38 protein-coding genes are annotated in these 25,687 nt (G+C 44.3%); 6 read left to right on the forward strand and 32 right to left on the reverse strand.

Annotation, left to right across the window (positions count from 1 at the left end; all coding sequences use genetic code 11):
- Nucleotides 1-41: 41 nt before the first annotated feature.
- On the forward strand, nucleotides 42-176 hold the full coding sequence (locus tag GGR02_RS17500; protein ID WP_260175019.1) for a hypothetical protein: 135 nt from the start codon (nucleotides 42-44) through the stop codon (nucleotides 174-176).
- Nucleotides 177-221: 45 nt separating this feature from the next.
- On the opposite strand, the gene GGR02_RS08210 is transcribed toward GGR02_RS17500, so the two are convergent.
- A complete protein-coding gene (locus tag GGR02_RS08210) occupies nucleotides 222-608 on the reverse strand; it encodes a hypothetical protein (protein ID WP_183184243.1) in 387 nt (128 codons plus the stop codon).
- A gap of 102 nt (nucleotides 609-710) precedes the next feature.
- Here GGR02_RS08210 and GGR02_RS08215 point away from each other — a divergent pair, with 102 nt between their 5' ends.
- Nucleotides 711-866, forward strand: coding sequence for a hypothetical protein (locus tag GGR02_RS08215; RefSeq protein WP_183184244.1), 156 nt, complete (start codon nucleotides 711-713; stop codon nucleotides 864-866).
- A gap of 16 nt (nucleotides 867-882) precedes the next feature.
- Here GGR02_RS08215 and GGR02_RS08220 read toward each other — a convergent pair whose 3' ends face one another.
- The 5 genes from GGR02_RS08220 to GGR02_RS08240 all read right to left on the reverse strand — a co-directional run bounded on the left by GGR02_RS08220 (nucleotide 883) and on the right by GGR02_RS08240 (nucleotide 3,354).
- Nucleotides 883-1,041, reverse strand: coding sequence for a hypothetical protein (locus GGR02_RS08220; RefSeq protein WP_373286616.1), 159 nt, complete (start codon nucleotides 1,039-1,041; stop codon nucleotides 883-885).
- Nucleotides 1,042-1,158: 117 nt separating this feature from the next.
- Entirely contained in the window at nucleotides 1,159-1,473 is a 315-nt protein-coding gene (locus tag GGR02_RS08225) for a YodL domain-containing protein (RefSeq protein ID WP_183184246.1), read from the reverse strand.
- A gap of 117 nt (nucleotides 1,474-1,590) precedes the next feature.
- On the reverse strand, nucleotides 1,591-2,355 hold the full coding sequence (locus tag GGR02_RS08230) for a sporulation protein (protein WP_183184247.1): 765 nt from the start codon (nucleotides 2,353-2,355) through the stop codon (nucleotides 1,591-1,593).
- Nucleotides 2,339-3,160 carry a serine/threonine protein kinase gene (locus GGR02_RS08235; protein ID WP_229706135.1) on the reverse strand — a complete coding sequence of 274 codons (822 nt, stop codon included), beginning with the start codon at nucleotides 3,158-3,160 and terminating at the stop codon, nucleotides 2,339-2,341. Before GGR02_RS08235 ends, GGR02_RS08230 begins: the two co-directional genes overlap by 17 nt.
- Before the next feature lie 2 nt (nucleotides 3,161-3,162).
- On the reverse strand, nucleotides 3,163-3,354 hold the full coding sequence (locus tag GGR02_RS08240) for a hypothetical protein (RefSeq protein ID WP_183184248.1): 192 nt from the start codon (nucleotides 3,352-3,354) through the stop codon (nucleotides 3,163-3,165).
- Between the two features lie 85 nt (nucleotides 3,355-3,439).
- Between GGR02_RS08240 and GGR02_RS08245 the strand changes: the two genes are divergently transcribed.
- Entirely contained in the window at nucleotides 3,440-4,561 is a 1,122-nt protein-coding gene (locus GGR02_RS08245; protein WP_183184249.1) for a DUF2515 domain-containing protein, read from the forward strand.
- A 68-nt stretch (nucleotides 4,562-4,629) separates the two neighbouring features.
- On the opposite strand, the gene GGR02_RS08250 is transcribed toward GGR02_RS08245, so the two are convergent.
- Nucleotides 4,630-4,800, reverse strand: coding sequence for a YozD family protein (locus tag GGR02_RS08250; protein WP_183184250.1), 171 nt, complete (start codon nucleotides 4,798-4,800; stop codon nucleotides 4,630-4,632).
- A 128-nt stretch (nucleotides 4,801-4,928) separates the two neighbouring features.
- Between GGR02_RS08250 and GGR02_RS17505 the strand changes: the two genes are divergently transcribed.
- Nucleotides 4,929-5,054: a hypothetical protein gene (locus GGR02_RS17505; protein ID WP_260175020.1), complete on the forward strand. Its 126-nt coding sequence runs from the start codon at nucleotides 4,929-4,931 to the stop codon at nucleotides 5,052-5,054.
- Here the strand turns inward: GGR02_RS17505 and GGR02_RS08255 are convergent.
- The 11 genes from GGR02_RS08255 to GGR02_RS08305 all read right to left on the reverse strand — a co-directional run bounded on the left by GGR02_RS08255 (nucleotide 5,043) and on the right by GGR02_RS08305 (nucleotide 15,276).
- Nucleotides 5,043-5,687, reverse strand: coding sequence for a hypothetical protein (locus tag GGR02_RS08255; RefSeq protein ID WP_183184251.1), 645 nt, complete (start codon nucleotides 5,685-5,687; stop codon nucleotides 5,043-5,045). The two genes, GGR02_RS17505 and GGR02_RS08255, sit on opposite strands and share 12 nt — an antisense overlap.
- Before the next feature lie 112 nt (nucleotides 5,688-5,799).
- Complete coding sequence (locus GGR02_RS08260; protein ID WP_183184252.1) at nucleotides 5,800-6,018, reverse strand: YozE family protein; 219 nt, start codon at nucleotides 6,016-6,018, stop codon at nucleotides 5,800-5,802.
- Nucleotides 6,019-6,085: 67 nt separating this feature from the next.
- Complete coding sequence (locus GGR02_RS08265) at nucleotides 6,086-6,355, reverse strand: YokU family protein (RefSeq protein ID WP_183184253.1); 270 nt, start codon at nucleotides 6,353-6,355, stop codon at nucleotides 6,086-6,088.
- On the reverse strand, nucleotides 6,352-7,743 hold the full coding sequence (kamA, locus tag GGR02_RS08270) for a lysine 2,3-aminomutase (protein WP_183184254.1): 1,392 nt from the start codon (nucleotides 7,741-7,743) through the stop codon (nucleotides 6,352-6,354). Before kamA ends, GGR02_RS08265 begins: the two co-directional genes overlap by 4 nt.
- 55 nt (nucleotides 7,744-7,798) lie before the next feature.
- The gene (gene ablB, locus GGR02_RS08275; protein ID WP_183184255.1) at nucleotides 7,799-8,638 is read right to left on the reverse strand and encodes a putative beta-lysine N-acetyltransferase; all 840 of its coding nucleotides are present in this window, start codon (nucleotides 8,636-8,638) and stop codon (nucleotides 7,799-7,801) included.
- A 12-nt stretch (nucleotides 8,639-8,650) separates the two neighbouring features.
- Nucleotides 8,651-9,907 carry a peptidase gene (locus tag GGR02_RS08280; RefSeq protein WP_183184256.1) on the reverse strand — a complete coding sequence of 419 codons (1,257 nt, stop codon included), beginning with the start codon at nucleotides 9,905-9,907 and terminating at the stop codon, nucleotides 8,651-8,653.
- An 18-nt stretch (nucleotides 9,908-9,925) separates the two neighbouring features.
- Nucleotides 9,926-10,576, reverse strand: a complete 651-nt coding sequence (locus tag GGR02_RS08285) for a 3-oxoacid CoA-transferase subunit B (protein WP_183184257.1) — start codon at nucleotides 10,574-10,576, stop codon at nucleotides 9,926-9,928.
- Entirely contained in the window at nucleotides 10,528-11,262 is a 735-nt protein-coding gene (locus GGR02_RS08290) for a CoA transferase subunit A (RefSeq protein WP_183184258.1), read from the reverse strand. The genes GGR02_RS08285 and GGR02_RS08290 overlap by 49 nt, the downstream gene beginning before the upstream one ends.
- Nucleotides 11,243-12,601, reverse strand: a complete 1,359-nt coding sequence (locus GGR02_RS08295) for an aspartate aminotransferase family protein (protein WP_183184259.1) — start codon at nucleotides 12,599-12,601, stop codon at nucleotides 11,243-11,245. The genes GGR02_RS08290 and GGR02_RS08295 overlap by 20 nt, the downstream gene beginning before the upstream one ends.
- Nucleotides 12,602-12,713: 112 nt before the next feature.
- The gene (gene bioB, locus GGR02_RS08300) at nucleotides 12,714-13,703 is read right to left on the reverse strand and encodes a biotin synthase BioB (RefSeq protein ID WP_183184260.1); all 990 of its coding nucleotides are present in this window, start codon (nucleotides 13,701-13,703) and stop codon (nucleotides 12,714-12,716) included.
- A gap of 133 nt (nucleotides 13,704-13,836) precedes the next feature.
- Nucleotides 13,837-15,276, reverse strand: a complete 1,440-nt coding sequence (locus GGR02_RS08305) for an NAD(P)/FAD-dependent oxidoreductase (RefSeq protein WP_183184261.1) — start codon at nucleotides 15,274-15,276, stop codon at nucleotides 13,837-13,839.
- Between the two features lie 180 nt (nucleotides 15,277-15,456).
- Between GGR02_RS08305 and GGR02_RS08310 the strand changes: the two genes are divergently transcribed.
- Complete coding sequence (locus tag GGR02_RS08310) at nucleotides 15,457-16,050, forward strand: DUF502 domain-containing protein (protein ID WP_183184262.1); 594 nt, start codon at nucleotides 15,457-15,459, stop codon at nucleotides 16,048-16,050.
- Between the two features lie 16 nt (nucleotides 16,051-16,066).
- On the opposite strand, the gene GGR02_RS08315 is transcribed toward GGR02_RS08310, so the two are convergent.
- The gene (locus GGR02_RS08315) at nucleotides 16,067-17,005 is read right to left on the reverse strand and encodes a magnesium transporter CorA family protein (protein ID WP_183184263.1); all 939 of its coding nucleotides are present in this window, start codon (nucleotides 17,003-17,005) and stop codon (nucleotides 16,067-16,069) included.
- Nucleotides 17,006-17,281: 276 nt separating this feature from the next.
- Nucleotides 17,282-17,416 (reverse strand): hypothetical protein, encoded by a 135-nt coding sequence (locus GGR02_RS17510; RefSeq protein WP_260175021.1) that lies wholly within the window; start codon nucleotides 17,414-17,416, stop codon nucleotides 17,282-17,284.
- A 139-nt stretch (nucleotides 17,417-17,555) separates the two neighbouring features.
- Here GGR02_RS17510 and GGR02_RS08320 point away from each other — a divergent pair, with 139 nt between their 5' ends.
- Nucleotides 17,556-17,843: a HesB/YadR/YfhF family protein gene (locus GGR02_RS08320; protein WP_183184264.1), complete on the forward strand. Its 288-nt coding sequence runs from the start codon at nucleotides 17,556-17,558 to the stop codon at nucleotides 17,841-17,843.
- A gap of 16 nt (nucleotides 17,844-17,859) precedes the next feature.
- Here the strand turns inward: GGR02_RS08320 and GGR02_RS08325 are convergent, their stop codons facing one another.
- The 12 genes from GGR02_RS08325 to GGR02_RS08380 all read right to left on the reverse strand — a co-directional run bounded on the left by GGR02_RS08325 (nucleotide 17,860) and on the right by GGR02_RS08380 (nucleotide 25,608).
- Nucleotides 17,860-18,255: a hotdog fold thioesterase gene (locus GGR02_RS08325; RefSeq protein WP_183184265.1), complete on the reverse strand. Its 396-nt coding sequence runs from the start codon at nucleotides 18,253-18,255 to the stop codon at nucleotides 17,860-17,862.
- Nucleotides 18,256-18,269: 14 nt separating this feature from the next.
- Nucleotides 18,270-18,569, reverse strand: a complete 300-nt coding sequence (locus GGR02_RS08330; RefSeq protein WP_183184266.1) for a hypothetical protein — start codon at nucleotides 18,567-18,569, stop codon at nucleotides 18,270-18,272.
- 10 nt (nucleotides 18,570-18,579) lie between these two features.
- Nucleotides 18,580-18,996 carry an acyl-CoA thioesterase gene (locus GGR02_RS08335; RefSeq protein ID WP_183184267.1) on the reverse strand — a complete coding sequence of 139 codons (417 nt, stop codon included), beginning with the start codon at nucleotides 18,994-18,996 and terminating at the stop codon, nucleotides 18,580-18,582.
- Nucleotides 18,997-19,092: 96 nt separating this feature from the next.
- The gene (tlp, locus tag GGR02_RS08340) at nucleotides 19,093-19,326 is read right to left on the reverse strand and encodes a small acid-soluble spore protein Tlp (RefSeq protein ID WP_183184268.1); all 234 of its coding nucleotides are present in this window, start codon (nucleotides 19,324-19,326) and stop codon (nucleotides 19,093-19,095) included.
- Nucleotides 19,327-19,386: 60 nt separating this feature from the next.
- The gene (locus GGR02_RS08345; protein ID WP_183184269.1) at nucleotides 19,387-19,530 is read right to left on the reverse strand and encodes an acid-soluble spore protein N; all 144 of its coding nucleotides are present in this window, start codon (nucleotides 19,528-19,530) and stop codon (nucleotides 19,387-19,389) included.
- Between the two features lie 52 nt (nucleotides 19,531-19,582).
- Nucleotides 19,583-19,714 (reverse strand): FbpB family small basic protein, encoded by a 132-nt coding sequence (locus GGR02_RS08350; protein WP_084256255.1) that lies wholly within the window; start codon nucleotides 19,712-19,714, stop codon nucleotides 19,583-19,585.
- Nucleotides 19,715-19,856: 142 nt separating this feature from the next.
- The gene (locus GGR02_RS08355) at nucleotides 19,857-20,369 is read right to left on the reverse strand and encodes a TlpA family protein disulfide reductase (RefSeq protein WP_183184270.1); all 513 of its coding nucleotides are present in this window, start codon (nucleotides 20,367-20,369) and stop codon (nucleotides 19,857-19,859) included.
- Between the two features lie 67 nt (nucleotides 20,370-20,436).
- Entirely contained in the window at nucleotides 20,437-20,577 is a 141-nt protein-coding gene (locus tag GGR02_RS08360) for a hypothetical protein (protein ID WP_183184271.1), read from the reverse strand.
- A 64-nt stretch (nucleotides 20,578-20,641) separates the two neighbouring features.
- Nucleotides 20,642-21,472, reverse strand: coding sequence for a sulfurtransferase (locus GGR02_RS08365; protein WP_183184272.1), 831 nt, complete (start codon nucleotides 21,470-21,472; stop codon nucleotides 20,642-20,644).
- Complete coding sequence (locus GGR02_RS08370; protein WP_183184273.1) at nucleotides 21,469-21,744, reverse strand: YpbS family protein; 276 nt, start codon at nucleotides 21,742-21,744, stop codon at nucleotides 21,469-21,471. The genes GGR02_RS08365 and GGR02_RS08370 overlap by 4 nt, the downstream gene beginning before the upstream one ends.
- Nucleotides 21,737-21,931 (reverse strand): hypothetical protein, encoded by a 195-nt coding sequence (locus GGR02_RS08375; RefSeq protein WP_183184274.1) that lies wholly within the window; start codon nucleotides 21,929-21,931, stop codon nucleotides 21,737-21,739. Before GGR02_RS08375 ends, GGR02_RS08370 begins: the two co-directional genes overlap by 8 nt.
- 38 nt (nucleotides 21,932-21,969) lie before the next feature.
- Entirely contained in the window at nucleotides 21,970-25,608 is a 3,639-nt protein-coding gene (locus GGR02_RS08380) for a dynamin family protein (protein ID WP_183184275.1), read from the reverse strand.
- Nucleotides 25,609-25,687: the final 79 nt, after the last annotated feature.

Below are 25,687 nucleotides of genomic sequence, written 5' to 3' on the forward strand. Positions count from 1 at the left end.
CTTTTCTGCCTCTTCCCTCGAACAAGAACGCCGGCGGGCAAATGTCATTTGCCCGCAAAGCGTTCATTGTTCGAGGAGGGCATGCGTACAGCATGCCCAGTCGGCAAGCGAACCGCTTGCCGACTACGGCAGAAAAGCTAGGAATAGAGCGATTTCAACTGGTTTTTAATGGTTAATCAACACGCCTGAAAAGGGGCAAAAAAATAAAGGGGGACTCCCTTTTAAGATGTTTTGGAATGATAATGATCGTGCCGCCGGTGCGTTAAATATTTTTGTTTAATGTATAGCACCTTTTTGTCCGCGCTTGTCGTATATTTTTTCTCCTTTTTCTCATAACGGGCAAACCAAATGCCGAACAATACATAAAGAGGTAATAATAGCTCGATTGCCCCGAAATAGACATAAAACAGCTGTTTTCCGTGAAGCGACATATTCGCAAGCGAATAATACACGCTAGCGATAACTCCGCCGATGGCCAATACGTTGACGGCATGTAATGAAGGAATTTTTTTACGTCGATAAAACCGTCGCTCGATTGCTGCTTTTACGTACAACGAAGCCGCCGTCAACACTACACCGAGAACTGCAGAAACAAATAGTGCCGTCATCGATCATTACTCCTTTCTGGAAAATTTCCTAAAATAGTTATCTATAACAAAAGGCAACGAGCGCATACTAATAACCGACAAACGAAAAGGGAGGAACAAACGATGGGAAAAAAACATCGCAACCGCATTAACGGACAGAAGAAAAATAACCATATTCCGAAAGAAGCGTTGCTGTCAGAAGATGCTGCCCATGGGAAAGAATATTCGGCAGCGGAACGAAAAAACGGACCTGGACACCACGATAACCCGTCCGATTGACAACAAACCCTTGTATTTACAAGGGTTTGTTTGCGGTGTCCACTTCGTCAAACGATAATGTCGTTACTTTCGTATACTCTCCGCGAGCGATTTCTTCTTTCGAGGCGTTTCGATTGAGCTCTTCCGAATCATCGATTCCTAGTGCAATCGTTGGAAATTCGTGTTGTTTTGCCAAGTGCTCGCCCCCCTTTCTTTTTCTAACCATTCCCTTGTGCATCCCGTTTTATTCGTTTTCTTTATTGTATCACATTGCTCTTATGAATAAAACTAATTATTTTGAATTTTCTTATTTTTATCGAAGATGGAGGCGATTAATTTTTTTCCATCCATCCGAACAAAGCTTATAATACGTTTGCCCGCGCACTCCTTCGTCGATTAACACAATATCGCCAGTGCTCACGTAGCGAGCTTTGTAATCTTCTGGAAGTAAATCTGCTACATTAAACGTGCGATACACAGCGGCTAACACTTCATCGTGCATCGAAGCTGTTAACGTCAGCCGGTATACTTGTTCATATCCTTTCCATTGGCCGAATTTAGGTGTTTGAAACAATGTCACATCATACGTCTGTTTTGTTTTTAATACTTTTTTCAAAAGACTAACCATTACCATCCACTTCCTTTCTTTTCTACAACATATTAGCGCTTTACCGTGTCGATTCCTTTAGCAAAATGACAGTTGTTTTGTCGAATAAAATAAAAAGACTGGGTGATCACCCAATCTTTAACAATATGATTGTATAAGTTGTGTTAATTTTCGCGAAAGATTTGGGATATCAGCCGTTGTTAGACGAATTCGCACATATGATTCGTCTAAATCAAGCGCTTCCGCGAATAAACTGCCAATCCCCCGCGCGCGGCGGTCAATTTGTAATAACGCATCGACTTCTGTTTTCGAAAGCGGGAAAAAAATGACTTCGACTTCATCGAGTTTTCCGCGAAACGGACCGCTTTTTGGCACGTACTCAAACTCTTGGACAAACGGTAAGCGATGATGCCAGGAAGCTTTTTTGCACTCTACTTCGCGAAGGCGAAACCCAAGTGTTTCCATCGATGAGAGCAGTGCCATCATAATCGGAATTGGCTCGACGCGAATGTAATCATTGTCCGTCGGGTCGACTGCTTGCTTAATGTCTAAGCCGGTGTGAAGCCACACTTTCGTCTTGCCGACAGAAATCGGGGTATCAATTGGCAGCGTAAATCGAAAGGGGATGCTTCTTTTTTCATTGGCACCAATCGTCAACTGTTCAGTCACTTTCCACTTCCCGATAAGCGCATGGGAGGTCGTTTTTCTGTCGTTTGCCTCCACTGTGTACGTCGCATACAGCGAAAGATAAATGTGGTCGATTGCTTGCGCAACTTGACCGCCTGTAATTTCGATAACTCCTTCGACTTCGTCTCCAGCCATCAACCGCTCGGATAAAAGCTTCGTATCCACTTTCGCCGCACCGATTCCGATGCTTGCTAACATTTTATGAAACAATGACATCTTTTCTCCACCTTTCCATCGTTTGTTCGATTTCTTTTATCAATTCTCGACTATCGCGATACATTTCGTCAATTTGTAACATTTTTCGCAACATTATCCGTACTGGTTCGGAAAGATTTAATTCTTCTTCCCAGCTGCGCTCTTCCTTTGTGTCTGGTTGATACGACGAATAAAGCAAAAATAAGAAGAAATGACCTAATGCATAGATGTCGCTTTTTACGTCAATTTCGCGGCGCAGCTTTTTTTCTAACGGATACGTATCCTCTGGAGGAGTCTTCTCTCCTAGAAAGCGAGCTAAGCCAAAATCGATGATATAGACGCGGTCATTTTTGAGTAAAATGTTTGGGATACGTAAATCGCGATGGACGATGCCTTTTTCATGAATGAATGAAACAATTTCCAACACGCGTAACAATACCGCCAACGCTTCTTGTTCCGTATATGTTTTCCCCGTTTCAAAAATAAGCGATTCCACCGTCTCCCCATCGATATATTCCATCACAAGATGCATCACCCCACGTTCCAAAAACGTTTCATATAACGAAGGGATTTGCGGATGGGAGAGATGCTGTAAAATAGTGGCTTCTCGCAAAAAAGATTCCTTTATTTGTTTCTTTCGTATCGTTCGCATTTGTTTAATGACGACTTGGTTATTCGTCTGTTTATCAAACGCAACATACGTAATCCCATAACTTCCCATCCCAAGTTCACGCATTATTTTATAGCGACCGCGCAACATCATCCCAGAGCGATAACGACGCTCGCATAACCGTTCGACGAATCGGGAAATATAAGAAAAACACATTGTTAACTACCAAAAAAGCTAGAGAAAAAGCTGCCGCTATGGTGCTTCTTTTTATAATGGCTATGGCCGTAATGAGAAGGATGAATCGATTTATACTTGTAATTGTAATAGCGGTCGCTACTTGTATAGTGTGGTTTATGGTATTGGTGCGACAGGCTTTCTTTCAAAATGGACTTAATAATTTTTTTCAACATTCTCATCGCTCCTTTTTTTCATTAACTATTTATGTATACGGAATAACCGTCGCAAGGTTTCAAAAAATTGGTGAGGAGATTTACGATGAATGCATTCGTTCGACTTTTCGCTACACTTTCTCATCCGATTCAATCGCTCTATCGTCACTGGCTGTATCGACAGTCCATTTCGATTAGTTCCTCAGCCATGCTTCAAAAGCTATTTCAAGAGGAAACACTAGTAAAACCGTTAACAAATGACGAACGAAAATTAGTGATGGCGATAAAAAACGAAACAACACGGCTAAACCGGGATAACATTACCCGCACAGAAGCATATTTTTCCTTTTTTCAACGCCATCCTGAAATACATTGGGCGTTTTTAGCACACCTTGTATCGCGCAATGGTGGATGGAATATGACGGACTTAAAAGGAAGCCTTGTTCCAGTAGTCGTGGCAACCGAGCAAATTAAGCCATTGTTTTTGTTTTTGGAACGAGCCAATGCCCTTATTTTCCATGACGCATACCCACAACTTCTTTTATACGAAAAAAGTAAAGAACAGAAGAAAAAACTATTTCATTTATTGCCGTCCTTTTCTGTTTCCGCGTTTATGCGGCCATTTTGGGAACATTTTTACGAAACGAACGATGCACCGTTGTTGACGGTTGCGCTTATTATTAATGAACAGCAATATATTCAACATCGTGTCGTACAACATCCTTTTTTTCAAGAACAAGTCGTTAAAACCTTTCCGTTTTTATGCCAGCAATGGCTTGGATTCAACGATGTGCTCATCCCTTATAAAAACGGTCGCCGCGTTCGCTTAACCGGCATTACCGTTCGCGACTTCGCGGACGTTTCGCACCGTATCGAAATCGGCAAAGCGCTTTACGGAATGCTCTTTTATCGAAACTCGCTGTTTCAGCGGGTGTATCATTTTGCTTGCCAAACGAAACATACCGGATCGCGTGCAGATTTTTGGCCACACATCTTTTCGGCAACGAACGACGGGGTTCGTATCTTCAGTCCGACGCTAAACGACGCTTGGCCTGTGATAGAACATCGGTTTCCAGATAAACACGACTGGTTTTATGACTTAACGATTTTACGTGCGGCAGAAACGATTCCTTTGATGAGCCATCCTTCGCTAACTGCCCATTATGTCGACAACCTAAAAAAATTACAAAAAATCGCAACCGCCGCAAAACAAGCAACGCATTCATGAATCCTACGTGCACGTCGATCGATGAGTTTCATGAAAAAACGAAAAAACGACGAGCCTTCTCGTCGTTCCTATTCTTCCCATTCTTCGTCAATAATACATTTTTCAATTAAGTAATCAAACGTGATGTCGGCGAGTTCTTCGAGTTCGATTTGCGATGGAACAAAGCCGCGACGGATGAGCTCTCGATGAAAAAATTCAGCAATTTCCTCCGTATCAATAACGACTTCGATTTCTTTCACTGTATCGCCCCCTTTTTACTGTTTTATGTTTCAAACGATTGCTTTATGTCAAAAAAATTTTCCGTGCGTATGTATGGAAAAAAAGAAGCGGTCATACATTGGAAATAACAAAATGAGGAGGGATGGCCATGAATAAAGTCGATGAAATCATCGACAATGTGATGGAGTTTATTACAAACGGCATGTTTTTAATGATCGTTTTGTTTGGGGTGCCTTACTTTTTCTACGTGATTGCCCAATTTTTAAGCGGATGAGTTTTTTTCGTGGACAAGCTTTTGCAAGGTAATCAATGTCATTTCCATCTGTTGTTTATATTGCTCATCGCCAAACCATTCATACAATCGCCGATAATCATTATACATATCTAATAATTGGTCGACCGATTCCGTTGGTACGGACGGAGCCGCTGGCAAAAGAGGATACGGCTCATGCCGGCCAATGTATCCTAGTAGCGCAATATTTTGCAGCACAACAACCGATGGTTCTTCGGAAGAAGCGATGGAAATGACGTCCTCAATACTTGCCTCAATTTCTAGTCCATCCGTTAGCCTCTTCAACTCATAAACGATTTCTTCCCATCCTTCCTCTTGGTAACGGTAAATTTCCGTGCGAACACCAATAATTTTGAATACGTCGTTATCGTAGTTGTGCACGTGAACAAGTTCTCCGAGGAAAAACGGCAATTCTATTTCTACTTCATCAGTAATCCACACATCTCCAGAGAACTCCGATAATAGCACTAACGATTGCTCCATAAACAAACTCGCACTATGATTCACTTCATATAAAAACACCCCGTCAATATATTGCACATCTGTAATCGCTCCGACCGTTCCGTATAGCGTGTTTACGACAACATCGCCAATCGTAAATTTTGCCCCTTCCATCTTACTCCCTCCTCTCGTGTTATTATTAAATTATATGCAACGAAAAACAAGCGGACACATACGCAAGCGCCCTATGATAGCGTTTTCAAAAAAAGAGGGAGCGTTTTTTCGCTTACACCTCGTGCAAAAAACGCTCCCATGCTTCATCGAAAATAGACATGCTTTCTAAATAATCGCCATTCATTTCTAAGTAACGGCTAATTTCATCATAATCGGTCGACGCTTTTGGAAAGCTATGGTCGTAATACACCCCATTTGCGAATCGAACGACCGGATCGTCTTTTTTTCCGTCGCGAAATTTAAGTAAATAGCGATAAAACGAACACATCATTGCCCCAGCCTCTTTCGTTATTCTTGTTGTTTGTCATTTTAATCGCTTTTTTGTTATTTGTGAAGCATTATCGAAAATAATTTCGTTTCAAACGCCGCGGTTGGCTCATGAGTGCCTCATACGTAATCGATTTCGCTAAATGGGTCGTGTCGATAAGAAAAAGCTGGTCTTCAATTGCTGTTACTATTTCTTCCTCTTGATAAATCATGCCGCACGCATGGCACGAGACGCTTGGTGTACAAGTAATTTCAATCGCGCGCAATCCATCGGGAAGCTCCCAATATACCGTTTGCTTGGTCGCCGTCCCCTCGTTAGAACCACACCAAAGACAGATCATTCGCTTGTTCGCTCCTCCGTTTTTTGTAGCATTGCTCGATATTTTTTCTCTTTTAATTCGTTTCGCTTCTCACGCAAATCTTTTAATGACTTATGGGTTGGGTCTGCTTCATACATTTTCCGCCGCTCCATCCGGTTGAGCCCTTCCGGAACGATTACAGACTTACTTTCGTTGGCAATAGCTGCAATGCCAGTTGTCGACTGTTTTTCATCAACATCAGGAAAAATTTCTTTAAAGTATGCTTCGGCACGATTCGGCACGTACTCTTTTGGCTCTGGGTAAAACGTAATGACCCCTTCATAGTTGCGTAAAATGACTTTTTCTGGCGTTTGTGATAATAAATAGTTTGGCTGTAGCGCAATTTTCCCTCCCCCGCCTGGCGCATCGACGACAAACGTTGGTACAGCATAACCGGAAGTATGCCCACGCAATCCTTCGATAATCTCCAGCCCTTTCGAAACAGGGGCACGGAAATGGCTAATCCCTTCCGACAAATCACATTGGTAAATATAGTACGGACGGACACGCATTTTCACTAAATCGTGCATTAACTTTTTCATAATCGGAACGCTGTCGTTAATACCTGCTAAAATGACGGATTGATTGCCGACAGGTACGCCAGCGTTCACGAGCATTTCACATGCCCGCTTCGACTGTTCGGTAATTTCAATCGATGTGTTAAAATGGGTATTCAACCAAATCGGGTGGTATTTTTTTAAAATGTTGCACAAGTTTTCGGTAATTCGTTGTGGAAAAACAACAGGAGCTCTTGTTCCAATGCGAATAATTTCTACATGAGGAATAGCACGCAATTTCTTTAAAATATACTCTAAAATTTGGTCGTTCACTAATAATGCATCCCCGCCAGATAATAACACGTCGCGCACTTGGGGGGTTTGGGCAATGTATTCAATTGCAGCATCGAGCTGTTTCTTTGGCACCCCCATGCCAATCTGCCCAGAAAAACGTCTTCTCGTACAGTAGCGACAGTACATTGAGCATTGGTTCGTAATTAAAAAGAGGACGCGATCTGGGTAGCGATGTGTTAAGCCAGGAACAGGCGAGTCTTCATCTTCATGAAGCGGGTCTTCTAAGTCGTATTTTGTTTTTTGCTGTTCTTTCGCAACTGGTACGGACTGCATGCGAATTGGACAGCGCGGGTCATCTGGGTTCATTAACGAAGCATAGTACGGAGTAATGTTCAATGGGATAGTTTTCGCTGATATTTTCACCCCTTCTTCTTCTTCCGGTGTTAAGTGGATCACTTTTTTCAAATCTTCTAACGTACGAATCGTGTTCGTTAATTGCCAAAGCCAATCGTTCCATTGTTCTTCCGTGACGTCTTTCCAAAGCTCAATTTCTTTCCAATGGCGTTTCGGGCGATACATACTTAACTCCTCCTCTCCAAATTTATTAGCAATGTATGCCATATATAAAAATGCGTCACGCACTCGATACGTCTTTTACCCATATATTCATATCTTCTAAGTCTTCGTAAATGTAGCAATTATTTGTTAGTCTTCCGCTATAGCGGTAGCCAAGCTGGTGAAATGCTGCGTTCATTCCGTATGATGGTGCGCGCGCAAGCGAATAGACGCAAAAGATAGTTTGCTTTTTCAACTCTTCTTCTAGTTTTTTTAATAAATGTTTCATTAAGCCGTGCGTACGGTAATTAGGCAACGTTGCGCAGTCGGTCAGTTCTGCGTTATGGTACATTTCGTTGATTTCTGCTGAGGCAGCGCTAACGATTTGTTTATCGTGTTCGATGACGTAAAACATTGCTCCCTTTTTCAACACGTTTTCTACATATGCCAAGTCGTGAAGCGGGGAAGGATAAATAACAAAAATCGATCGATATAAATTCACGAGCGCTTCGGCATCCGCCGGTTCTGCCTTGCGCATCGTATATTCCGCCGGAAGCGGGGCTAAAGAAACGAAACGCGGTTTTGTTTGGATGGACGCGACGATTTGGTCTTCCATATTGGCATTTTCGCTCGTCTTTCGCTCTTGTTGGAAATAGAGTACTAAAAAATGGGCGTCACTTCCGTTAAAATAGCCTTGAATCCAACCTTCATATTGAAACCCTTTTTCGATAAAGATCGACAAATGCTCATATCTTGCTTTGACAATTAATTTTGTATATCCTTTTTGCTGCGCTGCATCCGTCACGTAGTCAATTAACGCAGGGACGTAACCGCGGTAGTCTTCGACGCGCAGCCGCTCATTGAAATCGTCAAAAATAACGGACGCAGCAAACCGCTCTGTCTGAATCGCTTGCTCCATTAAATTTCCCCCCTATCGTTCCGCCACGCCACACCAGTCAATCATGGCATAAGCAATCATTTCCGCCGCCTCTAAGACGCGGTCGATATCAATATATTCGTTTGGATAGTGTGCGACCGCAGTCGTTCCTGGCCCGAACACAATCGTCGGAATCGCTCCGACTTGGGTAAGCAGCCCACCGTCCGTTCCCCATGGAGCCGCTTCGATGATCGGATCTTCTCCTTTTACTTGGCGGTATGCTTTTGTCATTGTTTGTAGCAACGGATGCGTCACCTCAAGCGAGCTAGGCAGCCATTGGGCACCGAACCATTCTAGTTCAATGTTCGATTGCAGCCATGCATCTTGTTCGCCAAGCGCACAAAGTGCCTCTTTCATCTCTTGTTTTGCTTGTTCAATCGTTTCATTCGGTGCGACCCCCATTCGCCCTTCTAATACGACGCAATCCGGCACGGATGAAGGCCACGTCCCGCCACGAATCGTGCCGATATTAATAGGAATCGGAATCGGAACGTGCGCATACAGCGGGTCGTCGATACGTTCGTTTCGTTTTGTTTCTAATTGTTGAAGGCAACGAACGACGGTCCATGCTTTTTCGATTGCGCTTACCCCTTCATACCGTGTTCCTCCGTGCGCTGATTTGCCGCGAACGGTAATGCGAAACCAGAGTGAACCTTGTTGTTTTGGAAATAATTTCATATCGGTTGGTTCAGGAATGATTGCTCCATCCGCTCGATACCCACGTAAGATAGCAGCTAATGTCCCTGCCCCGCCGCTTTCTTCTTCGATGACGCTTTGGAAAATCACATCTCCTTTCAAACGAATGCCAAGCGCTTGCAATGCCTCGATTGCTAATAAAAGTGCGACCGTCCCGCCCTTCATATCTGACGCACCACGCCCATACAATTTGCCATCTTCCACTTTGCCGCTGTATGGATCTGCTGCCCATTGGGTAACATCCCCCTCTGGCACGACGTCAATGTGGCTATTTAAAATGAGCGAACGTCCGCCGCCCGTTCCCTTCCATACCGCAACAACATTCGGGCTATGACGAAAGCTCGTACGTGCAGAAACAAAATAGGGGTGCTTTTTCAATTGTTCGATTTCTGGTTCCCATATGTCGAGTTCCAGCTGCAACTGGCGGCATTTTTCGATAATGAGCGCTTGGGCAGTGGCTTCGTTCGTTTGCGTACTTGCCTCTTGGACGAGCCGACGCAATAGTTCGATGCCCCCCTTTTTTTGCTTGATGAACCAACGATGAAGGTCGTTCATTTTCTTTCCCCTCCTCTTTCACTCGACACGCTTTAACGAAGCCGCAATACGTAGCGGTGCGGCAGTATAGCGCACAACATCTTCTACATCATATGGAGCCATCACTTCTGTTAGCAATAACCCTTCGTCTGTCACTTCAATGACTGCTCGATCGGTAATGATTAAGTTGACGCACCGTCTTGCCGTAAGCGGCAATGTGCACGTCGAAACAATTTTCGGTTCATTGTCTTTGCTGACATGGCTCATAACGACAATCACTTTTTTCGTTTTTTGCGCCAATTCCATCCCGCCACCGACTCCTGGCACTCGTTTTCCCGGCACCATCCAATTCGCCAAGTCTCCTTTCTCACTTACTTGCAATCCTCCTAATACCGTGACATCAATTAGTCCTTTCCGAATCATCGCAAACGCCGTAGCGCTGTCGAAATAGGAGGCACCGCTAACGACGGTTACCGGATAGCCCGCTGCATTGCAAAGGTTAGCGTCTTCCTTTCCTTTGGAAGGACTTTTTCCGATGCCAAGCACTCCGTTTTCCGCTTGAAAAAAGATGCGTTTATCGCCTAAAAAATTTGGAATAAGCGACGGAATGCCGATCCCAAGATTAACAACCATTCCGTCCATTAATTCTTGCGCTGCCCGTTTGGCGATGCGCTCTCTTCCCATATCCATTTCCAGTTCACCCCATTGCTTTGCACGATATAGTGGACAAATACGCCTGGTGTAACGATTGCTTCCGGATCTAGTGCACCAAGTGGTACGATTTCTTCGACTTCGGCAATCGTTATCGTCCCCGCCATCGCAACGAGCGGATTCGTATTGCGCGCACTTTTGTCATATATTAAATTGCCGAATGGGTCGGCTTTTTTCGCATACACAATCGATACGTCGGCAGTGAGCGGCAGCTCTAAAAGAAAGCGCTTTCCATCCACTTCAATGACTTGTTTCCCAGCCGCAAGCCACTCGTGATCGACGCCGATATCGACAAGAATGCCGCCAAGCCCCGCTCCGCCGGCACGAATTCGCTCCACGAGTACCCCTTGCGGACAAAACTCGACGTCTAACGTTCCATCGTGAAGCCGTTGTCCCGCGATTGGATTAGAGCCGATATGGGAAACGATCGCTTTTTTTACTCTTCCTTCGCAAATAAGCGGACCGACGCCAAGATGGGGAAACGCGGTGTCGTTACAAATGAGCGTCAGCTCTCTAACTCCTTTTTCGATAATCGCCTGCAACAATGACGGCGGCGAACCGACCCCACCGAATCCGCCCACCATTAACGAACAGCCGTCAGTAATGTAAGAAGCAGCTTGCTCGATGGAAATAATTTTGCCATACTCATTTCGAACCATTGTCATCATTCCTTTTTAAAATGCCGGGACATCTCCGTTGTACTTCCCGAAACGTTTGTTCAAGCAAATCAATGAGTTCATCAACTTGCGATTGTTCGATTGTTAGCGGCGGGGCGATGATAATGGCTGCGCCGTCTTTTCCGTTACCCGCAGCGGCTGGATAAACAAGTAGTCCTTTCTGTTGAGCGACAGTGACGACGAGATCAGTGAAAGCAAGGTCGCTTGGAACCATTTCCTTTCCTGATACGACAAACTCGATGCCGAGCAACAGCCCTTTGCCGCGGACGTCGCCAATCCAAGCAAACTGTTTTTGCAAGTTTTGCAGTTTCGTGAATAAATATGTCCCTATCTCGTGCGCCCGCTGTACGAGATGATGTCGCTCGATGTATTGTAGTACCGCGAGTGCGACAGACGCTGATAGCGGATTTGCGCTTAACGTATGCCCGCTCATAATGACTCCAGAACCGTTCATAATTGGCGCCATGACACGCTCGCTTGCTAAAGTTGCGGCGATCGGTGTATACCCTGCCCCTAATCCTTTCCCGAGCGCAATAATGTCCGCTTGTACATTCCAATGGTCAAGCCCCATCATTTTTCCTGTCCGCCCTAGCCCTGTCATCACTTCATCGGCAATAAACAAAATGTCATGCCGTTGGCAAATGTCATAAATGCGTTCGTAGTAACCGTCTGGCGGGGTGATTGCCGCCCCAGCCGCGCCAATAATCGGTTCGGCGATAAACGCAGCAATATGTTCTGCACCGATGCGAACGATTGCCGTTTCTAGTTCATCCGCGCAGCGCCATTGGCAGCTAGGATAGGTCAGTCCGTACGGGCAGCGAAAGCAATATGGCGGCGAAATGGTCGGAAAATCTTCGAGCAGCGGAACGAAACGTGCACGCCTCATTGGATGACCTGATAACGAAAGGGCGCCAATCGTAATGCCGTGGTAGCTTAACCAGCGGGATAAAATTTTGTTTTTCCCTTTTCGCCCTTGTTCTTGCCAATATTGAATGGCGATTTTCATTGCTGTTTCGGTCGCTTCCGAACCGCTATTGACAAGAAATGTCCAATATGTCGTTCCGCGGCCGATTTGTTGACTTAACGCTTCTGCTAGTTTCTCTGCCGCTTCGCTCGTAAACTGCGAACGGTACACGAACGCTACTTGCTCTGCTTGTTTGTTCATTGCCATCATTACTTCTTGTACCCCGTGGCCGAGGTTTGCTGTTACCGCTCCGGAACAGCCGTCGAGATACTTTTTTCCATCGGTATCGTACACGTATATTCCTTTCGCTGATCGCACCGTCGGATACGTGCGGTGGAGATGCGGTTTAATGAGATACGTCATGCATTGCTCCCCCTTTTTTTCTCTGTATTGAGATAGTATGCAGCGAAAAACTTTTTCATGAAAGTAAGTGATTGATTGGAAAAAGAAAAACTGCTTCCGTATTGGAAGCAGTTTAGCAAACAGGCTGAGGAACAAAATCGATTTCAAAGCCGAGGTCTTCGAGCATTTGAAAATCTTTTGACTTTTCTTGGCCAGCCGTCGTTAAATAATCGCCAACGAAAATCGAATTAGCGGCATATAGTCCAAGCGGCTGCAATGAGCGCAAGTTCACTTCCCGTCCGCCAGAAATGCGAATTTCTTTTGTCGGGTTAATGTAACGGAACAGCGCTAATACTTTTAAGCAGTACCGTGGATTCAGTTCGTTCGTACCCGCAAGCGGAGTGCCATCGATCGCATGCAAAAAGTTTACCGGAATCGAATCTGCGTCGAGCGCTTTTAAGCTGCGCGCCATGTTAATCACGTCTTGTTTCGTTTCTTTCATGCCGATAATGACCCCTGAACATGGCGACATTCCCGCTTGTTTTACCGTTTCGACTGTTTGGACACGGTCATCGTATGTATGCGATGTCGTAATGTTTGGGTGGTGTTCTTTTGACGTATTAATGTTATGGTTGTAACGGTCCACCCCTGCTTCTTTTAGCCGCAGCGCTTGTTCTGGTTTTAAAATTCCTAAACAGGCGCACACTTTTAGCCCGAATCGTTCTTTAATTTCTTGGACGGCGGACACAACGACATCGACTTCTTTATCGCTCGGTCCACGGCCGCTCGCCACAATACAGTATGTGCCGATTTGTTGACGGTACGCCTCTTCTGCACCGCGAACGAGCGTGTCTTTATCGACCATTTTGTACGTGTTCACCGGCGCATTAGAAATCGATGATTGCGAACAGTAGCCGCAGTTTTCTGGGCATAGCCCCGATTTAGCGTTCATAATTCTATTTAGTTTTACTTTGTTGCCGAAATATGCCCGACGAATCGTATACGCCCCTTGCATTAATAAAAGCAGTTCGCTATCTGGGCAATCTAGCATCGCTTCTGCTTCGTTATCCGTAATTTCTTCTCCCGCTAATACGCGGTCGGCAAGTGCTAACCAATCTGGCATGACGCCTCTCCCCCTTCTGTCACTTTCACACAACGTGTGATTACATTTATCGTATGGCAAGGAGTGTTTAATTGTCAACCGTTTTTAAAAATAAGTTTACTATAATAAAAAAGGATGAGGCTCTCCCATCCTTTTATCTCGTCAGTTTTTCAACAATATCGCGAGCGATCCAAACGCCACATGCACTTGCTTGCGCTAACCCACGAGTAATGCCTGCGCCGTCGCCGCCTACATACAATCCGGAAATTTCCGTTTCAAACCGGTCATTTAGCTTCGGACGAGCGGAATAAAATTTCGCCTCTACCCCGTAAAACAGCGTATGTTCAGAAGCAAGCCCTGGCGTGACGTGATTTAATGCTTCTGTCATTTCTATTAAACTTTTCATTGTGTTATACGGTAGCACCAACCCTAAATCGCCAGGAACGGCTTCTTTTAATGTCGGTTCAATAAATCCTTCTTTTAGGCGCTTTTCGGTAGAGCGTCTTCCTTTTAAAATATCGCCATATTTTTGCACAATAATGCCGCCGTTTGATAAAGCGTTTGCTAAGCGAGAAATTTCGTGCGCATATTCGTTTGGTTTATCAAACGGATCCGAAAATTTATGGGATACTAATAATGCAAAATTCGTATTGTTGCTTCCGAGTTTTGGGTCTTTGTAGGCGTGTCCGTTCGCTAACATAATGCCGGAATGGTTTTCAACGACAACATGACCGGACGGGTTGCTGCAAAACGTCCGCACTTGAGTGCCGACCGATGTGTTGAAAATAAACTTTCCTTCATATAAATGCTCATTAATTTCTTCCATGACAATATTCGACGTTTCGACGCGCACACCGATGTCGACCTGGTTGTTAATCATGCGGAGGCGGCGTTTTTTTAATAGCTTCGAAAGCCAAGCCGACCCGTCACGTCCCGGTGAGATGACTACTTTTTCAGCGGTGATTGTATTGCCGTTTTTTAATAAAATCCCTTTTACGACATGCGTGTTGTCTTGTTTTTCGGTCACTAAATCGTCTACTTCTGTTTGGAATGCCATATCGATATGTTCGCGCAAATATTCATAAATGCTTTTTAAAATTTCTAAGTTTTGTTCCGTTCCTAAATGACGAACGTTCGCCCTTAACAACTTCAACCCAGCCGCATAGGCCCGTCGCTCAATTTCTTTCACTTTTTCTGTCGTCGGGTCAGTGATGGACTCTGTCGCTCCATGTTTTAAGTTAATCGCATCGACATAGCGGATGAGTTCTAGCACTGTGGATGCCGGCAAATAGTCCGTCATCCACCCACCAAATTCGCTTGTAATATTAAATTTTCCATCTGAATACGCTCCGGCGCCGCCGAATCCGTTCGTAATCGAACAGGCAGGTACACAGCCTGCATAGTCTTTTTTTCCCGCAGGTGGCGGACATTTTTCAATCTTTTTTTGCAAAATCGGACAATGCCGTTTATAAATATCATGCCCTTTATCAATAAGAAGAACATTTGCCTCTTTCAACTTTAGCGTTAATTCATAGCAAGTAAAAATTCCTGCCGGGCCTGCCCCGACAACAATGACATCATAATGCGATTTCATCGAAAAATCCTCCAACCTATCATTTTTTCCATTTGTAACTATAGCAAGGAAAAGCGAGCGAGTCAACTATAAAAACGAACTTTTTTATTAATAAAATTTAATAATGTTCGTGTTTTAACCAACTTGTCTTTTTGCATAAAACTTGATAAGGTGATAAAGGAAAATGAAGGAGGGAGACATGTGAAGTTTTTCGTCAAAAATTTTCTAAATGGCGTGTTGACAATTGTGCCAATTATTTTAGCGATTTATGTGTTTGTCGAAGTATTTGCGTTTCTCGACGGGTTGCTCGGAAAATATGTAAAGCCTTATTTGGCGGATGCGTATGTTCCTGGAATTGGGATTTTATGCACCATCGCATTAATTACCGTGCTCGGTTGGTTGTCAACGCAATACGTTAGCGGGCGATTCATTCGGTTGCTCGATCGTTTACTTGAAAGTATTCCGTTTATGAAAACCGTTTATTCCGTGTTAAAAGATACAATCGCTTCGTTCGTCGGGGAAAAACGGTCGTTCGCTAAAGTCGTGCTTGTTAAATGGCCGAACACGGAAATGAAGTGTATCGGATTTATTACCACCGAAGAAGTCGACACGCTTTTTCATTCATTGGAAGACCATGTCGCTGTATATATTCCGCAAACGTTTCAAATGGCTGGAATCACTTTGTTAGTGCCAAAAACGAACATAGAAGTCGTTGACGTAAAGCCGGAAGAAGCGATGAAGTTTGTGCTGTCTGGTGGGATGGCATCGTCAAAAAGTAAAGGGCCTTCCATGTAAGGAAAGCCCTTTTTGTTTAAAAATAGCGTTTTTTCCAAAACAAAAACGCTGTAGCGCTTGATAATAGCGCAGAAAGAAGGAGCGCTGTCAAAAAGGCGTGTGGCGAGTTTTGGTACGGGATTGGCACGTTCATTCCATAAAAACTAGCCACCATTGTTGGCAATGACAAAACAATCGTCACGGCGGTTAAAAATTTCATCACAATATTCAAGTTATTGGAAATAACGGAGGCAAACGCGTCCATCATGCCGCTTAAGATGCTGCTATATACTTCGGTCATTTCAATCGCCTGCTTGTTTTCAATGATGACATCTTCAAGCAGTTCTTGATCGTCATCGTACATGCGCAAATAATTGAGACGCATGAGCCGCTCCATCACGATGTTGTTGGCCTTTAACGAAGTAGTAAAATACACTAAACTTTTTTCCATGCTAAGAAGCGAAAATAGTTCTTCATTTTTCATCGACTGATGTAGCCGTTTTTCGATTTCGCTCGTCCGGCGGTTAATTTGCTTTAAATAACGCAAATAGTACGTGGAAATCATATAGAGCATTTGCAGTGCAAACCGTGTTTTCATAAACGTGTAAAAGTTCTTAATTTTGTTGTTCGCAAATTCTTGAAAGATCGGGTTTTCTTGTAAGCAAACGGTAATAAAACATGTGTTCGTAATAATCATGCCGATTGGAATCGTTTCGTAAATCGGTCCATCGACTTCGTCTTGAGTGATAATTGGAATATCAACGATAATAAGAACATGGTTGTCTTCTTTTTCAATGCGCGACCGTTCTTCGTCATCGAGCGCATCTTTAATCGAGTCAATCGGGATGTCCAAGTGATTCGCAATGTAACGAATTTCTTCTTCCGTCGGCGCGATTAAATTAATCCAGCAGCCATTTTTTAGCTCGTGGATTTCTTCGATTTTTCCGTTGGCATTGGACAAATACATTTTCATCATAAGCACACTTCCTCCTTTTCCTAAGCGAGGAAGGTTGCTATCTCCTCTTTTCGAATGGAGCTCGTTTTCGAGAGTAGCTCGTTCATTCGAAAAGAAAAAAGCAATGCTTCCCCGCTGTATTCCGGTTCTGGTTCGTTCGAACTTCGACTACTCATATACGAAAACGTCACCCCTTCTACAAAAATTTCTGTCCTTATTAATAATAACGTTGAAACGACTATTTGTATAGTAATTTTTTCAATTTGTCATGGAAAAAGCAGCCGGTGTTAGCTGCTTTTATTCGCTCGACGGTGTTGTGTTAAAGAATGGTTTCATTTCCTTTTTGTTGGCAGGTTGTTTTTTTGGTGAACGTTTTCCCATCACTCCATCGGATTCATAGCTTAAAGGAGAAGAGGGGGATTTTTTATCCATGAATATCTCTCCTTTCAACAATCGTTATGCTTACTTTGCGCAAGCATCGTACAATTTAGTCAACGTCACGAAATGTTTATACTTTTTTTGGTCGACTATGTTTGGATAGTTTATAATGAAGGTATAGGAGGTTTTGGCGATGGAAATTGTGATCAAACCAAAAGCGTTCGAATGGTATAAAGAAGAGTTGAATTTACGTCAAGGCGATTTTGTCCGCTTTTTCCCGCGCTACGGCGGCTGTGGTACGGTACATGCAGGATTTTCTCTCGGGATCGATAAAGAAACGCCGCTAGATGCAAAAGTAGTCACAACAGTGGACGGTGTGACATTTTTTATTGAAGAACGCGACACATGGTATTTCGATGGGCGCCATTTAGTTGTCGATTTTAATGAACAAGCTGCGGAGCCGGTGTTTCATGTGCAATAAAAAAGCTAGCGTTACGCTAGCTTTTTTTGATGACGGCGATGGTACAGCGGGAAACGCAAACGAGGCGCTGTTGTTCGTCGGTAATTTTAATGTCCCAAACCATCGTTGTTTTGCCGCGGTGTAACACCGTGCCTGTCGCCGTAACAGTCCCGCTGCGAACCGCGCGAATATGGTTGGCGTTAATTTCAAGCCCAACTACCCCTTCTGTTTCTTGATCGACGAGCGCATATGCCCCGATGCTCGCAACCGTTTCTGCTAATGCGACGGATGCCCCGCCATGAAGCAGGCCGAACGGCTGGTGGGTGCGATGGTCGACCGGCATCGTGGCGACAACGTGTCCTTGCCCGAGTTCTGTAATTTCAATACCAAGCGCTTCTAATAACGTACCTCTCCTCATTTCCTTTGCGTCCATTTTTTTCTCCCTTTCTACAAACGAAATCGTTTGACGTGTTCGCCAAGCCCTTCCTTGCGCAAAATTTCTTTTTGCCTCTCTCCTAATAAGTCAAAATGGGGAAATGAATCGCGCTTATGTATCCATTCTGGGCGAAGGTTGTATTTCGCTCCCCAAGCCACCAATTTCTCTAAGTCGCTGCAGCCCACTTTCGTTACCGTTGTATAGTGTGGGAAGCGCGCATCGTACCAAAAATGGGTGAGAAACGCGATTTCTCCATTTTGTACTTTCTCTTTCCATTGTTCCAATTCCTGCTTTCGAATGCCAAACGCCATATGTATCGCCTTACTTTTTCGCCCGTTCGTAAGCTTCGTGCCAGTCGGGAAAATATTTGCGAATTAAAATCGGACGAAACGAATCCCGTTTGACGCAAACGTGCTGCGTTTTTCCTGTCGCAGCTAATTCTCCATCTGGCGTCAAAATTTCGTATGCATAGGTGACGCGAATCCCGTCGTACGACTCAATCCATGTTCTTACCGTTGCTGTTTCCCCATAACGCAACGGCTTTTTATAAGAAATTTGCAAATCTGTTACCGGTGCGATTACCCCTTCTTTTTCCATATCCGTATATCGAAATCCAAGCTGTTCAATTAACGCTGCCCGCCCAATTTCCATCCAAACAAGATAGTTTGCATGGTATACTACTCCCATTTGATCCGTTTCTGCATAGCGAACTTCGACTTGTTTTTCAGCTACTTTCAAAGTCGTTCCCCCATTCGTTTGTTGTTTCTTTTATCTTATCATATTAGTGGGAAATTGTCCCACAAAGAAAGCGACCCGAATGAATGGGTCGCTTTTTTATTGATAGCCGTTTTCCCTTGCTCTCGCTTCATCTTTAATTTCTTCGCGCATCGCAGCGATCGCTTCTTCGCGTCGCTCGTTTTTCGCTTTAATTTTTTCTCGTTCTTCTGGCGAGGAAAATTGCATCGTTTCTTCTGCTTTTTCGATATTTTCAATCGTATTTTGAACCATATCTTGCAGTTTTTCAACATTATCGCTGCGGTCGTCTGGATTTGGGCGTTGGTAAGACATTCTCGTTCCTCCTTCGTGCCAACAATAGAAGTTTCTGATAATCATATTATGTCAACAATACTATTCTCCCTTTGTTTGGATTACTTGAGCATGTTGACCAGATTGATCTTGCATTTTCTTCCCTTTGTTTCCTCCGGCGGCACGAGATTGTGTGCCTAGATGGTTCGGAGCATAATGTTCGTTTTTCCCATTTTGGTTGCTCATACTCTCGCCTCCTCACCATCTAGGGTACCCGATTCGTTTTTTATTATGCACATTACTCTGCTTTTTTCAAAATGCGCTCTTCTAGCTTTTTCTCGATTTTTTCCATTTCTTTCTCGTCATTTAGCAATTGACGTTTATTTTCATTTACTAATTGTTCAAACGTAAATTTCCGAATTTTTCTCATGTCGCAACCTCCCTCACTTTTATTATAATTTTAATAATTCCCTAAATAAGTGAAATTTATTACAAATTTTCGAAAAAAAAAGAGAAAAGTGAAGGCGACTGGGTTACATAAAAGTAAAAAGAAGCCCCTTTTCGAGACTTCTTCAAGGAAGTAAAGCTATTGCTTCTTGTAGCTGTTTATACGTCAACGGTCCGAGCACTTTTTTACGAATGACGCCGTTTTTGTCGAGAATGTAGGTCGTTGGTATCGTTTGGATGTTATATAACTTCAGTATTTTCCCTTTCGTGTCTAATACGACAGGGAACGTTATCCCGTATTGTTCCATAAACGGTGCCACTTTCTCGCGGCTATCTTGTGACGTTAAATGGACAGACAAAAACTCGACATGCGATTGATAGTCGTTATAAAACTTTTCTAAGTCCGGCATTTCTCGTTGGCACGGCGGACACCACGTTGCCCAAAAATTGACGATGACTGGTTTGCCGCGCAAATCGGATAAACGAATTTGTTCGTTATGTAGTGTCTTTAAAGCGAAATCCGGGGCGGTATCGCCTACCGCAAGACCAACTTCTTTCGTCTGTCCAGCAGCAAGCGCTTGCCAAATGCCATATCCCGTTAATCCTAGAAGCAATATAATCGCGATCACTTTTTTCACGTCTTTTCCCTCCCACCCTCATTAAACCATAAAATGAGCAAAAGAAAAAGGCTGCCAGATGGCAAGCCTAACGAATATTTTTATGCTCGTTTTGCATTTTTTTCGCTTCTACTTCCGCATAAGAAGCAAATTCGTTATTAAACCCGTTTTTCTGCTTCGCATTATTGTTGCGTTGCGCATTCGCATTTCCTAACTTCGTGCGTCCCATCTCGACTCACTCCTTTGCTAAGACGTACATTTTTAGTGTGGAGAGCGCGAGAAAAAATATGCAGTTAGTTTTCACCTTTGGCAATTGGATTTTCTGGATACGAAATCCAGTCACTCCAACTTCCAACGTACAATTGCACGTTCGAATAACCTGCTTCTGACAACGCCAACACGTTCGGGCAAGCGGTTACGCCTGAGCCGCAATACACAATAATTCGCGCATCTTTCGGAAGCGCAGCAAATCGTTTTTCTTGTTCGTTCAGCTCTTTCCAAAAGCCGTCGGCTGTTAAATTTTCTTTCCAAAAGAAATGCTTCGCCCTAGGGATATGTCCAGCCACTCGATCGATTGGCTCTTCTATCCCTAAATACCGGTTGCGCTCACGGGAGTCCACTAAAATGACGGTTTCGTCTTCTATTGCTTTACGTACGTCATCCACTGTCGCAAGCAACGATAGGTCGTATTGCGGGAGAAATGTTCGCTCCTTGACGGGAACAATCGCGTTTGTCGTCGGATACCCACGTTCTTTCCATTTCGTATAGCCACCGTCTAATACATAGACGTGTCGATGCCCTAAATAGCGAAGCAACCACCAAAAGCGGGCCGCCATCGCGCCTCCTTGGTCGTCATAGGCGACGATCGTTGTTTGCTGATCGATTCCGGCAGCGGACAACTTCGCCACGAATTCCGAAACGTCTGGAAGTGGATGTCTTCCTCCGTGCGTTTGCACGTTCCCTGATAAATCTTTTTCCAAATCGAAATATAGCGCATTTGGAATGTGCTCGCGAATATATTCTTCCAAACCGCGCGTTGGATTCCCTAAGTAAAAACGGCAATCGATAATGCTCACCGCGTCTAACCGCTCGGCCAACCAGTCAAACGAAACGATATAGCTCATTGGCTTGCCTCCTTCGTTAGCCGGTTGACATATTCTTTTACCATATCGCTCGTTACATACGTCCGTTGCGGAACGATGCCTTGTTTTGCTAGCTCGTTTATTTGCTTTGTCACCGCGTTAATGAAGTCGACCGTAAACGGCTGTCCACTCCGACAAAGCGAAACCGCTTCTTCAATATATCGTTCTCTTTGCGCGTCTAACTGCAAAAATTGGCGAATAAGCGCATGTTGTTTCTGAGAATGAGCCGTAATCGCGTGATGTACTTCACTCATTTTTCTTCTCCTCTCGATTTCGTTCTTTTTCGATGAGTGCTTGAACGTGCGGCTTCGGCGTCCAACAGCGAAACTGATAGTATGGCTTCGTTTCATACCCAAGCCGCTGGCAATAGCGGCGTATCCCGTGGCCTGTTTTTTGCTGCCGGTAATGAATGCATGTTGCGCAAGCGTGAAAACGTGTCAACCAAATCCCCTCCTTGCCGCACGTTCGGTAAATAATGTTTAATCTCCTATCGCTAAGATCGCTTCCAATTGCGCAGCAGCCGCCTGCAACATCGGGACGTCGATTATCGTCGTCAACGCGGTCAACAAACCAGCGAAATAGTCATCGATTTGTTGTTGCAGCGAATGCGCTAAATAGCGGATGCCTTGTTCATATTGCGCCGTATAAATCGAAAGAAGCAACTGCTCGTTTTCCGATACGTACTCGTTGATTGGTTGCTGTAATTGCTTTTCGATTTCTTCTTTCATCAACCGTTTTTCATCGCGTTCAAAAAATGATTTCGCATTTTTGTATAGCGATAGCGCCTTTTTGAATCTAGAATAGTCGATTGTTTCGAGCGCAAGGGCGAAATCAGGCGTTGTAAACGGTGGAAGCTGCGCTTCGGAAAGCGGCATTGGATGAATGCGCGCAATAGCGGTCGCAAGCAGCTGAAACTGTTCGTGCGCTTTTTTTGTTAAAAACCGCTCGATTCGTAAGCTTGTCGCCCGCATTTCTTGCGCTAAATCAAAGCCGACCGACTGAATGAGTTCTTGTAAGCAGGCAACTAGCGCTTGTTGTATATTTCGGTTATCGTCGCGCAGCACTGCTGGATTGAACGCTTCTTTAAACCAGTCGTTCATTCGTAACGACAGGCGCTGTTTCACATAGTACGTCAGTTCGGCAATTTCTTGCGTGAGCGCTTGAATGTCTGATTCGACGTTCAGTTGCTCTACTACTTGGCGAATGAGCGCTTGTTCATCAGACAGCTGTTTTACTTTTGCTTCCTTCTCTTCATTGCTTTGTTCAGACTGTCGAATGTAGTCTACTAACGTTTCGTGCATCCGTTTGATTTCGGCGTACGCTTCGATAATTGCAACGTTTGTTAATTCGTCCATAATAAATCGGGCAAAATCCGCTTCAAATGCTTGAATGCCAGAGTTAGTTAACACCCCATTGGAAGAACGCTCCCCAAGTTTTTCTTCGAGCGCCAACCGGCTCGAGACCGCATAAAGCCGCGGAAACCGAATCCCGAATTGACCGAGCTGGTCTTTTACGTACGCAACAACTGTCGCAAGCTCTTCTTTCGAATTCGCCAAATCCGCAGCGTTGACAATAAAGAACATTTTATCCATCGCAAACGTATCTTTGACGCGCCCGAGCTGAATTAAAAATTCCCGATCCGCTTTAGAAAAGGCGTGGTTATAGTACGTAACGAACAAAACCGCATCCGCGTTTTTAATATATTCAAACGCTACTCCCGTATGGCGGGCGTTAATGGAATCAGCTCCCGGTGTGTCCACAAGCACAATCCCTTGGCGAGTAAGTGCACAATCATAATAAAGCTCCATCCATTCGACAAAGCACGCCTTCGTTTCATCGGCGACGTAGGACGGAAACTCGTCGAGGTCGATTTGCACCGTTTGCCCAAGCAACGGTTTTATTTGTTCATAGCCATGAATAACAGCTTGTAAAAAGGCGTAGTGCGGTTTTTCTTTTGCCCCGACCTCTTTTCCGAGCGCTTGCTCACTAGCAAGCAGCGCTTCTTGTAACGTTTCCGCTTTTAACTGAAAATAACGGAGCGAATATTGGATGTCTTTGAATAGTTGATTTTCGGTTTTCATTTGAACGATGACTGTGCCGTGTGGCTTCGCTTCTGTTGGTGGCACAATTTTATTAATCGTTGCCGTCGTTGGGTTTGGCGACGATGGCAATATACGTTCCCCCATTAGCGCGTTGGCAAACGATGATTTTCCTGCACTAAACGCCCCAAACAATGCAACCGTAAACGTGCGAGATTCTAGTCGTTTTGCTTTTTCCGTTAGTTCATGAATGAAACGGTTCATTCCTGGAATACCTTTCGCAAGATCAGCCGCTTCGCGTAAATGACGGATTGTTTCTGCTGCTTTTTTGCTGTTAGTAGACGGTTCTGGACGTTTCTCTTCCGGTTGGAAAGAAACAGACGGTTGTGTTTGCTCTCCCCGACGAGCAATTTCTGTTCGAACCAGTATCTCGTCAGAAACGAGTTCAGCAAGGCGGCTATCCGCGATTTTTATTGCCGGTGCGTCCGCCGCTAGTAGCGAAAGTTGGTGCATATACGTTTGTTCACGATAGTGCTGTCGGGCGTTTTGTTCTTCGATTAGCTGCTGCTTTTCACGTGCTTTTTCTAGTTCAAGCGCCAGTTGTTGACATTCTTTTTCGATCGTTTCTTTCCATGTCGCAAACATCAACGCAAACAATTTTAGCGCTTCGTTTCGGTATCGTTTTTTCAATTCAGCAGCTACATCGTTCGTATAATTTAGCACATATTCTCCAGTCACGCCTGCTCCTTTTTTCACTAGTTCCGCTAATAACTGTTCGTTCCACGAAACGGTAAACGATTGACATTCGTTCATTAATGCCGGATCTTGCAACATTTGTTGTTTGTAAAAACGAACGAGCTGTTCGCGAACGTGCCATTCCATTTGGGACGTCACTTTTTCTTTCAAATTGTGATAAAACGCCGCTAACCGTGCTGCTCGTTCTTGTTCCGTTTTTGCCTTGCTAAACAAAAATCCTACTTTAAAGTCCGGTTGTACGGACTGTAAGTACGCATGTGCCAATTCACGCGTCTCAAACGGCATAATGTACGCATGTTCTAATACGTTGTCGAGCTCTTGGCGAAACGTCGCTTCTGTTTCATGAATGTGCTTTTCGAGCATTTCTTGTTGTTGTTGCAACATTTCGATTGTTTGTACATCCGCTAGTTGAGCGAGGCGATCGTTTACAACTGCTTCTCGTTCGGCGTCCACGCTTTCTAAATAGGCGAGATGGTCATTTAACAGCCGTTTTGCCGCTACTTCTATTCCGTTTAGAAGCCGTGTGTTTCGTTCAGCAAACAGCAATTGTAAAAAATGGACGAGTTCGTTCAGCTCATTAAACGGATGGTTTCGATCTTTTAACGACGTAAAAAAAATGCGTGAGACGGACACTCCCCAGTTACGGAACGCTTCCTGCACCGACTGCTGAAACGAACGAAACGGCAATTCCGCATCGCGATGTTTATCAATTTGATTGACGATCAAATAGAGCGATTTCCCGTAGCTTGTCAATTCTTTCGTAAACTGAAAGTTTAATTCGGACTGCACATGGTTATAGTCCATCATATAAAACACAACGTCTGCTAAATGAAGCGCGGATTCCGTTGCGAGCCGATGGGCATCATCGGTAGAATCAATGCCCGGCGTATCCATAATCGCTACCCCATCTGGAATGCGCGTCGTCTTTCGGCTAACTTCAATCGCTTCAATGTCATCCCCATTTTTACAATAGGAGCGAATTTGCTCATAGTCATACGGCGCAGCGTACTCGACTGGTGGTTCATGTTTGTAAAAAACGCGCGCATACTCCTTTCCTGCCTTCACTTTCACGAGATTGGCGCTCGTCGGAATCGGGCTTGACGGAAGTAACGGTTCGCCGAGCAACTCGTTAATTAAACTTGATTTTCCTGCGGAAAAATGGCCGCAAAAAGCAATCGTAAATTCTTCATTCGCCACCTTCCGCAATAGCTGCCTTACCTTTTTGGCGTTCTCCACATCCCCTTTGTTCATCCATTCGTCATGCATGTACGTTAATTTTTCTAACCATGGACGCAATGATGAACGTTGTGTCACTTGCATCATTGTACCAAAACCCCTTATTGCATGATATATACCCATTTTACTGTATTTACGCTCATTTCCCAACAAAAAATGCAAAAAA

This window comes from Anoxybacteroides voinovskiense (genome assembly GCF_014196205.1).
Lineage (GTDB): Bacteria > Bacillota > Bacilli > Bacillales > Anoxybacillaceae > Anoxybacteroides > Anoxybacteroides voinovskiense.